General features: G+C 40.4%; 13 protein-coding genes. 3 read left to right on the plus strand and 10 right to left on the minus strand.

Going from position 1 to position 13,651, the window contains the following annotated elements:
* Window positions 1-54: 54 nt before the first annotated feature.
* A complete protein-coding gene (locus HT709_RS04055; protein ID WP_000750623.1) occupies window positions 55-1,944 on the minus strand; it encodes a DUF2207 domain-containing protein in 1,890 nt (629 codons plus the stop codon).
* A gap of 137 nt (window positions 1,945-2,081) precedes the next feature.
* Here HT709_RS04055 and HT709_RS04060 point away from each other — a divergent pair, with 137 nt between their 5' ends.
* A complete protein-coding gene (locus HT709_RS04060) occupies window positions 2,082-3,647 on the plus strand; it encodes an ABC transporter substrate-binding protein/permease (RefSeq protein WP_023937414.1) in 1,566 nt (521 codons plus the stop codon).
* Window positions 3,647-4,387, plus strand: coding sequence for an amino acid ABC transporter ATP-binding protein (locus HT709_RS04065; RefSeq protein WP_000189488.1), 741 nt, complete (start codon window positions 3,647-3,649; stop codon window positions 4,385-4,387). The genes HT709_RS04060 and HT709_RS04065 overlap by 1 nt, the downstream gene beginning before the upstream one ends.
* A gap of 108 nt (window positions 4,388-4,495) precedes the next feature.
* On the opposite strand, the gene HT709_RS04070 is transcribed toward HT709_RS04065, so the two are convergent.
* The 9 genes from HT709_RS04070 to rpmB form a co-directional block, all read right to left on the minus strand.
* Window positions 4,496-4,711, minus strand: coding sequence for a hypothetical protein (locus HT709_RS04070; RefSeq protein WP_001130036.1), 216 nt, complete (start codon window positions 4,709-4,711; stop codon window positions 4,496-4,498).
* A gap of 829 nt (window positions 4,712-5,540) precedes the next feature.
* On the minus strand, window positions 5,541-6,791 hold the full coding sequence (ilvA, locus tag HT709_RS04075; protein WP_000952968.1) for a threonine ammonia-lyase IlvA: 1,251 nt from the start codon (window positions 6,789-6,791) through the stop codon (window positions 5,541-5,543).
* A gap of 50 nt (window positions 6,792-6,841) precedes the next feature.
* On the minus strand, window positions 6,842-7,198 hold the full coding sequence (locus tag HT709_RS04080) for a hypothetical protein (protein WP_001027903.1): 357 nt from the start codon (window positions 7,196-7,198) through the stop codon (window positions 6,842-6,844).
* A gap of 84 nt (window positions 7,199-7,282) precedes the next feature.
* Window positions 7,283-8,305, minus strand: a complete 1,023-nt coding sequence (gene ilvC, locus HT709_RS04085) for a ketol-acid reductoisomerase (RefSeq protein WP_000290683.1) — start codon at window positions 8,303-8,305, stop codon at window positions 7,283-7,285.
* Between the two features lie 65 nt (window positions 8,306-8,370).
* On the minus strand, window positions 8,371-8,847 hold the full coding sequence (ilvN, locus tag HT709_RS04090) for an acetolactate synthase small subunit (protein WP_001253803.1): 477 nt from the start codon (window positions 8,845-8,847) through the stop codon (window positions 8,371-8,373).
* Window positions 8,840-10,540, minus strand: coding sequence for an acetolactate synthase large subunit (locus HT709_RS04095; RefSeq protein ID WP_000411733.1), 1,701 nt, complete (start codon window positions 10,538-10,540; stop codon window positions 8,840-8,842). Before HT709_RS04095 ends, ilvN begins: the two co-directional genes overlap by 8 nt.
* Before the next feature lie 204 nt (window positions 10,541-10,744).
* Window positions 10,745-12,412: a DAK2 domain-containing protein gene (locus HT709_RS04100; protein ID WP_172925541.1), complete on the minus strand. Its 1,668-nt coding sequence runs from the start codon at window positions 12,410-12,412 to the stop codon at window positions 10,745-10,747.
* A gap of 2 nt (window positions 12,413-12,414) precedes the next feature.
* A complete protein-coding gene (locus HT709_RS04105; protein ID WP_000216436.1) occupies window positions 12,415-12,780 on the minus strand; it encodes an Asp23/Gls24 family envelope stress response protein in 366 nt (121 codons plus the stop codon).
* 154 nt (window positions 12,781-12,934) lie between these two features.
* A complete protein-coding gene (gene rpmB, locus HT709_RS04110) occupies window positions 12,935-13,123 on the minus strand; it encodes a 50S ribosomal protein L28 (protein ID WP_001140948.1) in 189 nt (62 codons plus the stop codon).
* A gap of 391 nt (window positions 13,124-13,514) precedes the next feature.
* Here rpmB and HT709_RS04115 point away from each other — a divergent pair.
* Window positions 13,515-13,651: helix-turn-helix domain-containing protein (locus HT709_RS04115; protein ID WP_172925542.1), on the plus strand; the 137-nt coding region annotated here is incomplete at its 3' end.

Genomic DNA, 13,651 nt, shown 5'->3' on the forward strand with positions numbered 1-13,651 from the left:
ACTCCTTTTTCTATCTTCCATTATAGCATATTTTTCAATCTATGGCAGTTCTCTTTAAAAGGCACCGATACTTCCACCACCTCCGCCTCCAGAGAAACCACCGCCAGAACTTCCACTTCCAGAAGATACAGAGTAGGTACTTGCTGTATTTGCGACACTGGCATAATGGCTCATTTGCGCGCTTGAATGATAAAACATACTGTGCCAGCCATAAGCTACATAGAGGTTGATATCTGGATTTTCCACTTGAATCTGATGAACCTTCATCAAATGGCTGACCTTGTCCGCATAGCCAAATAAGGTCGCATAGACCAAGAGGCGATTCCAGACCACAATACTTTCCAATTCAGCCTGATCCAATCGCGCAATCTCACGCAACATATTTTCAAAACTGGTCCAGAGATAGTAGACCTCTGCTCCTGCTTCATTTAGGACACCATCACGATTATCTAATCGAAGCTTCCAATAATAGAAAACAGCCAAAACCAAACCTAGAAAACCAAGTATTGGCAAGGGGAGGTAAAGATAGCCATAAACGTCCAAACTGTACAAGAACAAACCAAATCCAATAAATAGGGGCAAGATAGTGGAGAGTCCCATACCCACTTGCAAGGCCTTTTCCCCACCAGTTAAAGGACGATAGTAATCTGGGAGCCCCCAGAAGAAAACCCTGTCTCTGACCCCTTCTTGCATCTCTTTTAATACTGCTTCGAAAGAAGATTTAAGCTGACGCCCCTTTGCTTGAATCCGTTTTTCATCAGAGACTTTTGCTCTACGATAAAGACTATCAGATACCTTGTAATCCGCAAACAAATTGGAAAGAGTTTCTTCTTTTTTGCCTGAAAAAGCCAGATTTAGACAGTCTTTCTCAAAGCTTGACAAACCATCTTCTTTTACTAGCCTCAAACCAACTGCATCTCCTTCTGAAATGATAGAGACATTTCCACGGTCTATCACATCTAGCAAGGTAGCTTGAATAAGTTGGTCAAAGGTGAATTTGCCAGCCCCCTTGACCAAGGGACTCACTTCCTCCAAGGAGGTCGAGTAGACAGCCTCTGATAAAACCATAGGCTCTAATTCCATTGGTGGTTCATAGAGACGATGATTTTTGGCATATTTGACTGAAGGAGTGGTCTTTCTTCTATAGATAAAATAGAAGCAGACACTCAATAACAAGGAGATAGAAAGTATCGAAGGTAAGACCCAAGTAAGGAGTTGTTTACTTTGCTCTTTTTCTTTAACAATCGAGTCTTCTACCTTATTAAATTCTTCTAAATGATTTCCTTTCAATCCCTGATCCCTAGCGCTAGCAAAATCAGTTCGAGGCCAATAGGCATGCAATTCAACTCCACGCTTAGCCGGAAGATTGTCCAAACGAATAGTATAATCAAGGCTACTCTTTTCAATCGTTCCCTCTCTAAAAAGTTTCCCTGTATGGAAAAAGAGTTTTTCAGCTCCCTTGTCTCCCCTTACATGAAATTCAAACTTGCCAATAGCCCCTGAACTATCTGTTAAAGGTTGCCAATTTAATTCAGCAATGTCATCATATAGGAAAAGCAAATTTTTTAAGTTCCATGTAAGCTCAACTTCAACTGTGTCGCCTTCCTGGCCTGGATTATAGACTCTCACAGTATAACCATTCGCTTCTTCTGTCACTTCGCTCGTAACGTCTGCTAGTTCAGCACCATTTTTCGCAGCCTGAACCTTTGGATGAGGATCAATGTCAAATCCACTAGGCATCTTGCCAGCACGTCCAAGTCCCACGATTTGGCCCTTAAAGTCCTCCTCAAACTGATAAACTATCTTTTGTCTAAATTCTGCCGTATTGTCTGCATGAATATACAAATCCCCTTGATAAGAGTTTATCTTGAAATCAATGGCGAAAACAGAAAGTGGCAGAAGGCAAAACAAGCCAAACATCAGTAAGAAAAAAGTTTTTTTCATCAACTAAGCCCCCTTTTTATCTTTCTTATCATTATAGCATTTTTTCGTAAGTAAAGGCTTACTTATGTTGAAAAATTACGCATTTTTCGATAAAATAGGAGACAGTTATTTTTTAATAGATTAGAATAGGAGAAATCATGAGAAAAATATACTTATCTATTTTCACAAGTCTCTTGCTGATGCTAGGACTTGTCAATGTTGCTCAAGCCGATGAATATTTACGCATCGGGATGGAAGCAGCATATGCCCCCTTTAACTGGACCCAGGATGATGATAGCAATGGAGCTGTCAAAATCGATGGAACCAACCAGTATGCCAACGGATACGATGTTCAAATCGCCAAGAAAATCGCTAAGGACTTAGGTAAAGAACCTTTGGTTGTTAAAACCAAGTGGGAAGGTCTAGTCCCTGCCCTTACTTCTGGTAAGATTGACATGATTATCGCAGGTATGAGTCCTACTGCCGAGCGTAAACAAGAAATTGCCTTTTCAAGCAGTTACTACACTAGCGAACCAGTTTTGCTTATCAAAAAAGATTCTGCCTACGCAAATGCTAAATCTTTGGATGACTTTAATGGTGCGAAAATCACTTCTCAACAAGGTGTCTACCTCTACGACTTGATTGCACAAATCTTAGGTGCTAAAAAAGAAACAGCTATGGGAGACTTCGCTCAAATGCGCCAAGCTCTTGAGGCTGGTGTCATCGATGCCTATGTTTCTGAACGCCCAGAAGCTCTGACTGCTGAAGCTGCTAACTCTAAGTTCAAGATGGTCCAAGTAGAACCAGGTTTCAAAACTGGGGAAGAAGATACAGCTATCGCCATTGGACTTCGTAAAGATGACAATCGTATTAGCCAAATCAATGCCAGCATCGAAACCATTTCAAAAGATGACCAAGTTGCCTTGATGGATCGTATGATCAAGGAACAACCTGCCGAATCTACAACAACTGAAGAGACTAGCAGTAGTTTCTTCAGCCAAGTCGCTAAAATTCTTTCTGAAAACTGGCAACAACTCTTGCGTGGTGCGGGTGTCACCCTTTTAATCTCTATCGTCGGAACTATCACAGGTCTCATTATTGGACTTGCCATTGGTGTTTTCCGTACTGCTCCTCTCTCTGAAAATAAAGCCATTTATAGCCTACAAAAACTAGTCGGCTGGATCCTCAATGTCTACATTGAAATTTTCCGTGGTACGCCAATGATCGTTCAATCGATGGTTATCTACTATGGAACTGCCCAAGCTTTCGGTATCAACCTTGATCGCACACTGGCTGCTATCTTCATCGTTTCGATTAACACTGGTGCCTACATGACTGAAATCGTCCGTGGTGGTATCCTAGCAGTTGACAAGGGACAATTTGAAGCTGCTACTGCTCTTGGTATGACCCATAACCAAACCATGCGTAAGATTGTCCTGCCTCAGGTTGTCCGTAACATCCTACCTGCAACTGGTAATGAATTTGTCATCAATATCAAAGATACATCTGTATTGAACGTTATCTCTGTTGTCGAACTTTATTTCTCAGGAAATACCGTGGCAACTCAAACCTATCAATACTTCCAGACATTTACAATCATCGCCGTGATTTACTTTGTCCTCACCTTCACTGTAACACGTATCCTACGCTTCATCGAACGCAGAATGGACATGGATACCTATACTACAGGTGCTAACCAAATACAAACGGAGGATTTTAAATAATGACACAAGCAATCCTTGAAATTAAACACCTCAAAAAATCCTATGGCCAAAACGAAGTGCTAAAAGACATTTCACTCACTGTCCACAAGGGAGAGGTAATCTCTATCATCGGAAGCTCTGGAAGCGGGAAATCGACCTTCCTACGCTCCATCAACCTACTTGAAACACCAACTGATGGACAAATCCTTTATCATGGACAAAATGTCCTCGAAAAAGGCTATGACCTCACGCAATACCGTGAAAAGTTGGGGATGGTGTTCCAATCCTTTAACCTCTTTGAAAATCTCAACGTGCTTGAAAACACAATTGTCGCTCAGACAACTGTCCTTAAACGCGAACGCACAGAAGCTGAAAAGACTGCCAAAGAAAACCTAGAAAAAGTCGGCATGGGAGAACGCTACTGGCAAGCGAAGCCAAGACAACTCTCAGGGGGTCAAAAACAACGTGTGGCCATCGCTCGTGCCCTCTCCATGAATCCGGACGCTATTCTCTTTGATGAACCAACATCAGCTCTCGATCCAGAAATGGTTGGAGAAGTCCTCAAAATCATGCAAGATCTGGCTCAGGAAGGCTTGACCATGATTGTCGTAACCCACGAAATGGAATTCGCCCGTGATGTCTCTCACCGTGTTATCTTTATGGATAAGGGTGTGATTGCTGAAGAAGGCAAACCAGAAGATCTCTTCACCAATCCTAAAGAAGACCGTACAAAAGAATTCCTTCAACGCTATCTCAAATAAAAAGAAAAGGCTGCCTCAACCGTGCAGTCTTTTTGCTGTCCTCAAAATGAAAAGGCAGATTCTCTATCTCTACTACTTGAGGGTCAAGAATCCGCCGTTATCCAAAGATTAATCTTCAAATTTTTCATGATTTTTTTCATAGAAATCAATTAGGCCTAGGGCTGTTTCAAATGAAATATTTTTTACTTTTGCACGACCCTGCGCCAGAGCAATGATAGACATTTCACGCGCATTCGTTTCCTTAGAGATACGGTAGCCTGTGATTTTCTTATCACGAACCCAGCCAACAACTGATTCTACTTTTTCAAAGTTTGACTTAGCCATGTTTTTCTCCTATTTTCTTCTTTACAATACTTAATTGTATACGTTTTTACTACTTTTGTCAATAAAAAAACATATATTCAATAAAATAAATGACCCAGAATCTTCTTACTTCCTTTTTAAAGCCGATAATATATAGTTTTCCGCTTACTATAACCCATCAGTATGCTCCTAAAAAACAATTGCATTATTAAACTTTAAATTTGTAAAAATATTCACGTATGCTGAATACCAGTTTCTTAATAGGATAGACAGGATTTACTATTTCATTCTATCTATTCCTTTTAAATCAACAAGCCCACTAAAGATAGTCTTTCACTCCTCACTATCTCTAAATCATTCCGTTTTCTTTCTCCTTCTTTGGTTCCTTTCCTGTCCTTATCTATATCTTATCCATTTCACAACCGGTACTACTTACTTTGTACAATCTTGCATCTTCTGATTACATACCCACTTTCCAGCTAGTCATTTAAAATCAGTATCACTAGCTATTGCATGTCTAGCACTATTGTCTATCTCACGAGTTTTTCGACCAACTCACCTAGCAGTCATCTCACAAACATTGATTATTTTTTTTGATTCCTATTATATTTAGAGAAATCTCAAATTAGGGATATATACAATTGGGGATTTCAAAAAATTTCCTTATATATAGTAAGTAATTCTGCCGCCTTAATATAAACAGAATCGAAAATAATAGGTGTTATAGTGAGTTGTAGTAGAAATAGCACGATAAGCTTCCTAAAACCATAGGAATCGCCCCCTTTCTTCACTATCATTATAACACCTATACATTAGTTGTGCAAATAATATGATATTTTTTTATTAGTCCTCAGACAAGCATATTATAGAGCGTTTCATTCCCATTTAAGTTAATATAAGCTGGATCAAAACCTTCCATTCGACGAATTAAGCCTGCATAATCATGCTTATCTGCCAAAGCGATCCCAATCAATACTGGACCTGTTCCCTTACTAGCTCGCTTGATATACTCAAAACGGGTGATATCATCATTTGGCCCCAAGATATCATTTACAAACTCACGCAAAGCTCCTGGACGCTGTGGGAAATTGACCACAAAGTAATGTTTGATCCCATCATAAATCAAGGCACGCTCTTCCATTTCTGGCATACGGTTGATATCATTATTCCCTCCAGAAATGATACAACAAATGGTTTTCCCCTTGATATATTCAGCTAAAACCTCTAAAGAGGCGATACTAGCTGCTCCAGCAGGTTCTGCAACAATCCCTTGCTTAGAGTAGAGGTCAATCAAAGTTTCAGAAATCAATCCCTCATCGACACCTACCAAAGTTTGAACATGTTGACGCGTTGCTTCATAGGTCAACTGTCCTACCTTTTGCACAGCAATCCCATCCGCAAATTTGTCAATTTCTTTGAGTTTAACAGGTCCACCAGCTTCAAAAGCAGCTTTCATGGAACGCGCTCCATTAGCCTCTACCCCAATGACTTCAATTTCTGGACTTGTTTCCTTGATATAGGTAGAAATCCCGGCAATGAGACCGCCACCACCAACAGGGACCAAGACAGCATCAAAGTCAATCGATTCTTTTCGAGCTTCTTCTAAAATCTCATAAGCAACTGTTCCTTGACCCGCTTGGACATGAGTATCATCAAAGGGAGCAATAAAGGTACGATTTTCAGAGACTGTAAATTCTTGAGCTGCTTTGGCTGAGGCATCAAAGGTATCTCCAACTAGTTTAATGGTTACAAAATCCCCACCAAAAAAGCGAACCTGACCAATCTTTTGTTGCGGAGTGGTAATGGGCATAAAAATAGTAGCAGGAATTTTCATCTCATTACAAGTATAGGCAACTCCCTGCGCATGATTTCCCGCAGAAGCACAGACTACCCCACGCTCACGTTCTTCCTTGCTGAGCTGAGAAATAGCATAATAGGCACCACGAATTTTAAAGGAACGAACACGCTGGGCATTTTCTTTTTTCAAATAAATCTTAGCACCATACTTCTCCGATAAATAATGGTCGTAATCCAGTGGGGTATTCACAACCACACCATTCAAGACCTTATGAGCCTTGATAATATCTTTTGAACTTAACATATAAAACCTCTTTTTCTATAAAAAACAGTCACTAATGACTGTTTTTTTAGTTATTCATCTCCAAAAACTTCAGCAACACTTTCATGATATTTATGAGCCATACGAATTGAAAACTCTTTAGGAAGTTCATAACGATTTGTGGAAATCCAATCATATAACCATTCTGCCAAACTTTCTTCACTATCATTACGATGGAAGATAAAATAGTTTAAAACTTCTTTATATTCTACATCATTCAAATCCAGCGTGTCTACAAATTGACTACGAGAAACAAAATTAGAATCTAATTTTCTTAGTTGATCTGTCAATTCTCCCAATTGTAAATCCAACTGAAAAAATAATTTTTGCAGTTGCCTATCAGTTTCATCACATCCTGTCTTGATAGAAAACAAATTGGTAATATTCATATGATTTCAACCCCTAAATAAGTATATCTAATATCCCACGAATAGCTGAAGCTACTATTTTAAGCAAAATTCTTTGCTTTCTAATTAGTTATAGATTTTGAATGCATCATCGTCGTTTTTACCAACGAAAGGCATTGCTTTACGCAATTCTGCACCAACTTTTTCAATTTCAAGGTTAGCTGCTTGTTCACGGTAAGCAGTCAATTTTGGACGTCCAGCTTTATAGTCATTTACAAAGTCATTTGCAAATTTACCATTTTGGATGTCTGCCAAGACAGCTTTCATATTTTCTTTAACTTGCTCAGTAATCACACGTGGACCTGATACATAGTCACCGTATTCAGCAGTGTTTGAAATAGATTGACGCATTTTCTTGAATCCACCTTCATAGATCAAGTCAACGATCAATTTCATTTCGTGAAGAACTTCAAAGTAAGCCAATTCTGGAGCGTAACCTGCTTCTGTCAAGACTTCGAAACCTGCTTCGATAAGGGCAGTCAAACCACCACAAAGTACAGCTTGTTCACCAAACAAATCTTCTTCAGTTTCTTCTTTGTATGTTGTTTCAAGAAGACCTACACGAGCTGCTCCAACACCTTTACACCAGTCCATAGCAATGTTTTTCGCATTTCCTGTTGCATCTTGGTATACTGCGTAAAGAGCTGGTACACCAAATCCTTCTTCGTAAGTACGGCGTACCAAGTGCCCTGGTCCTTTAGGAGCACACATAAAGACATCTACATCCGCAGGAACTTTGATAAATTCGAAGTGAATGTTGAAACCATGAGCAAATCCAACTGCATTCCCAGCTTCCAAGTTTGGAGCGATTTCCGCTTCGTACAATTCTTGTTGGATTTCGTCTGGTGCCAAAATCATGATAACATCAGCCAATTTAGTTGCTTCTGCTACTGTGTAAGTGTCAAATCCATCTTCTTTTGCTTTGTCAAAAGATTTACCTGGACGTACACCGATGATGACATCGCGACCTGAGTCACGCAAGTTTTGAGCATGCGCATGTCCTTGTGAACCATAACCGATAACGGCGATTTTTTTACCGTCAAGTGCTGCTACTTTAACATCTTTTTCGTATTCCATTTGAACTGCCATAGTTTTTCTCTCTTTTCTATCATTTATTGCCTTTTAGGCTGGTTTAACAAATTTAAGTTGGATTTTTAGTCACGGGTAAATCCAGTTGCACCCGTTCGAGCAATATTGCGAATACCGTACGGTCGAATGACTCGTAATAGAGCTTCACTCTTTTCAGCATTTCCTGTCATCTGAATGGTAATCGAGCTTGGCGCTACGTCTACCACTGTTGCACGGAAAGGTTGAATAATCGCTAGAATCTCAGCTCGCTTCTCAGCTGGCGCTGACATCTTAACCAAAATCACCTCGCGCTCCAAATGAGGCTTGTCTGTAATATCACGAATGCGAATCACATCAATCTGACGATTGAGTTGCTTGATAATTTGCTCCACTTCATCATGAGAAGCAACATCAATAATAATGGTGATACGCGATACATTCGGATCTTCTGTTGCTCCAACAGAGATGCTTTCAATATTAACCTGACGACGAGATAAGACACCTGTAAAGCGATTGAGGACTCCTGAACGATTTTGTAGTTTTGCTGTTAACATTCTACGCATGGAACTTCACCCCCAACATCTCATGATTACTCTTACCAGCCGGTACCATTGGTAACACCTGTTCCTTACGAGAAATATCTACCTCAATTAGCATAGGAACATGCTCAGTGATGACTTCAAGGTCTTGAGCCAAGGTCTCAGGATTGTCAAACTTATAGTTTTTAATACCATAAGCCTGCGCCATCAATTGGAAATCAGGAAGGGTATCAAAGACCGACTCTGATGTTCTTCCTTCATAGAAGGATTCCTGCCACTGGCGAACCATGCCAAGTGAATGATTGTTCAGCATAACCACCTTGATTGGCACTTTGTAAATATTCAAAATAGCCAACTCCTGGTTGGTCATTTGGAAACCACCATCCCCAACAAACAAGACTACTTCCTTATCTGGGTTAGCAATTTTAGCCCCGATTGCTGCTGGAATTCCGAATCCCATGGTTCCTAAACCACCTGAAGTCACTAACTGACGTTCATTTTGGTAGGGATAATACTGGGCTGTCCACATTTGGTGTTGACCAACATCTGTTACCACAATGGCATCTCCATTCGTCAATTCACCAATGCGTTCAATAACTGCTTGCGGTTGAACCACACGCTCTTTCTTATCATAAGAACGAACACGGTTCTTGTCTTTAGTAACTTTCTCAATCCATTTCTCAGTATTGTTATGAACTGTCGGTTCTGCTAGCAACATTTGCAAGGCTTTCTTAGCATCTCCAACTACAGGAATATCTGCACTGATAATCTTGCCAATCTCGGCTGGGTCAATATCAATATGGGCAACCTTAGAATTCTTAGCAAAAGTCTTTGGATTTCCTGTCAAACGGTCATCAAAACGAGAGCCAATACTAATCATAAAGTCCGTCTCTGTCATTGCAATATTCGCTGCGAAAGAACCGTGCATCCCCCCCATTCCAAGGAAGAGTGGGTGAGTCGTTGCAATTGTTCCTTGACCTAAGAGAGTTGTTACGACTGGAATTTGATAGCGTTCTGCAAATTCATTTAATTCTGCCGCAGCCTCAGCATAACTAATTCCACCACCAGCTAACAAGACTGGCTTTTTAGCCTTGGACAATTGCTTCAAGATTTTCTTGATTTGCATATCATTTGGTTCAAGAGTCGGCTGATAGCTTGGTAGGTTCACTTCTGGTGAATAGATGAAGTCTGTTTCTAAAGCAGATACGTCTTTAGGTAGGTCAATTACGACTGGCCCTGGTCGACCTGTAGTTGCGATATGGACAGCTTCCGTAATGATACGCGGAATATCAGCTGTCTCACGAACTTGGTAATTGTACTTAGTGATTGGCATGGTAATTCCTACGATGTCTGCCTCCTGAAAGGCATCCTTCCCAATCCCTGCTCGCCCTACCTGACCTGTAAAGACCAAAAGGGGAACACTATCGCTCATGGCATCCGCAATCCCTGTAATGGCATTTGTTGCTCCTGGTCCACTAGTGACGACGGCAACACCCAACTTTCCAGTTGATTTGGCATAACCTTCAGCTTCATGTAAACAACCTTGCTCATGGCGCCCTAGAATGTGGTGAATACCTTTAAAATTATATATCGCATCATAAAAAGGCAAGACTGCACCACCAGGATAACCAAAGATGGTATCAATTCCTAAATCACGAAGTGTTTCCAAAACTAGGTCCGAACCCGTCTTAGGAGATTCTAAACTGATTTTCTCCATTGTTCCCCTTTCTTTCCTCTTAAAAATAACTTGTTACTATCATACCATTTTTTTAAAAATTTTCAAGAGAAAAGAAGAAATTTTCTGAATTTTCTATTTTAACGTTTATTTATGAATGTTATTTTTGTTTTTATTAAAAAGATACCGTTTTCATTTGCTAAAAAAGAAAAAGAACTGATTTCTCAGTCCTTCATTAATCGGCTCTTATTCCACACTAAATAGATAGGGGTAAACAGGTTGTTGACCTTGGTGGATTTCAACTTCAAGATCCTCAAATTCTTCTGCGATTTCTTGAGCGATTTCATTGGCAAGTTCTTCGCTTCCGTCTTCACCGACATAGAAGGTTACGATTTCACTGTCTTCATCCAACATATGTTTCAAAGTTTCTGCCAAGGTTTGGTGCATGTCAGGGTTTGACACGAGGATTTTCCCATCCACCATACCTAGATTATCGTTTTCATGGATTTCTAAACCATCGATCGTTGTATCACGCACGGCTGTTGTGACGCTTCCGCTAACGACATCACTAAGAGCAGCTGTCATACGCTCTTGGTTTTCTTCAATGGACTTGCTTGAATCAAAGGCAAGAAGACTTGTCAAACCTTGAGGAAGAGTGCGAGCCTCTACCACTACTGCTGGTTGCTCCAAAACTTCTGCCGCAGATTGAGCTGCCATGAAGATATTCTTGTTATTTGGCAGGAAGATGATGTTACGGGCATTGACCTGTTCAACAGCCTTGATAAAGTCTTCTGTTGAAGGGTTCATGGTTTGACCGCCTTCGATAACATAATCCACACCTTGAGAACGGAAGATATCTGCTAGACCTTTACCAGCCACCACAGCAATCAAAGCATACTCTTTTTCTTCAGCTGGCTTGCTAACTTGGGCAGTTTCTTTCTCAATCTGTGCTTCGTGTTGGTTACGCATATTGTCAACTTTTACCTTGACCAAGCTACCATATTTTAGACCTTCTTGCATGACAAGTCCTGGATCTTCTGTATGGACATGGACTTTGACGATTTCATCATCATTGACAACGAGGAGAGAATCTCCAAGTTCATTCAAGTAGTTACGGAATTCATCGTAGTCAAAATCTTTGGCATAGGTTGGACCTTGCTTAAGAGCTACCATGATTTCAGTACAGTAACCAAAGGTGATATCCTCAGTCGCCACATGACCAGCCACAGACTTGTGGTGCTCTGCATTGATCATTTCACTCATATTGGCAGGAGTCGCTACAAAGTCCTCAGATGCAATATATTCACCAGTAAGGGCAGAAAGGAAACCTTCGTAGATAAAGACCAATCCTTGACCACCTGAGTCCACAACGCCAACTTCCTTCAATACTGGAAGCATGTCTGGCGTTTTAGTTAGAGCTGTTTTAGCACCTTCCAAGGCTGCGCGCATGACTTCAACAGCATCATCTGTTTGCTCAGCTTTTTTCTTAGCACCGATAGCAGCCCCACGAGAAACTGTCAAAATCGTTCCTTCAACTGGCTTCATCACTGCCTTATAGGCAACTTCAACACCTGATTGGAAGGCAAGGGCCAAGTCTTGACCTGTTAACTCGTCTTTATCCTTGATGGCTTGTGAAAATCCACGGAAAAGCTGAGACATAATAACTCCTGAGTTCCCACGCGCACCCATCAAAAGCCCTTTAGCAAGAATGCTCGCTACCTCTCCAACTGTAGAAGCTGGCTTGTCTGCAACTTCTTTAGCTCCATTTTCGATGGTCATCCCCATGTTTGTTCCAGTATCTCCATCTGGAACAGGGAAGACGTTTAATGAATTGACATATTCAGCTTGCTTATTCAAGCGAGTTGATGCAGCCTGCACCATTTCTTGAAATAAGCTAGTAGTAATTTTTGACACGGTTATTCTCCTACAACTTTGATATTTTGAATGTAGACATTTACAGTCTGAGCAGTAATTCCAAGCTGGTTTTCCAAGCTAAAGGCAACACGCTCTTGAATGTTTTTTGACACTTCACTAATCTTTGTTCCGTAGCTTAACACGGTATACACATCAACTGCAATGCTTCCATCTTCGGCTGCCTTTACGACGACACCTTTGGAATAATTTTCCTTACCTAGAAGGGCTTGGAAATTATCTTTGAGGGCATTTTTACTAGCCATACCGACCACACCAAAAATTTCAGTTGCTGCTCCACCTACGACGGTTGCAATCACTTCATCTGTTAGTTCGATTTGACCATCTTTTGTATTAATTTTTACAGTCATCCTTTTTACCTCAACTAGTTGATACTCTATTTTATCATATTTCAGCCCAAGTGTAAAAGCAGAATACTGTATCAGCGGATATTTACTCTGCTTTTAAAATGATCTTTTCACTATGTCAAAAGAAAAAGACCCTGAGGTCTCCTTGCTTTTATTATTAAACGCGTTCAACTTTACCTGATTTCAAAGCGCGAGCTGAAGCCCAAACTTTTTTAGGTTTACCATCGATAAGAACAGTAACTTTTTGAAGGTTTGGTTTTACGGCACGTTTTGTTTGGTTCATCGCGTGTGAACGGTTGTTTCCTGATACAGTCTTACGACCTGTAAAGTAACATACTTTAGCCATTGTGTTTTCCTCCTATTAAATCTAATATAGCGGATGTGCTAGCACTACATACCGTACTATGTTATCACACTTTCTTCATTTTTGCAAGGGAATTGGAAGATTTTTTTATTTATTGTGATTCGAATGTGATAATTGAAAGTTCTATAATGAAGTTAGCCACCCAGCCCTCCTAAAAATTAGATGGTTCAACTAGCTGATAGCTAGCACTCGATTTCATTTGATAAGAGGCTTGATGCTGTTAGGCTAACAAGCCAAGGCTAAGATTAGCCTTGGTTTAGCTGACAAAACTGCTTCAAGGGTTCCTCTTGTCGAATGAAAGCTCTTCTAGGCATAAGAAAACACCTCTGTGTTATACTTGTTGTTCAATCACAAACACAAGAAAGGCACAGAGATGCAAAACCATTATACTACAAAAGCCAAACATTTGACAATCGATAGCCGTCGCTTAATCGAACGATGGAAAAAGGAAGGGAAATCAAATAGAGAAATCGCCTCTTTACTTGGAAAAACTCCTCAAACCATTCACAA

The sequence above is a fragment of the Streptococcus sp. 1343 genome, assembly GCF_013277355.1.
Lineage (GTDB): Bacteria > Bacillota > Bacilli > Lactobacillales > Streptococcaceae > Streptococcus > Streptococcus pseudopneumoniae.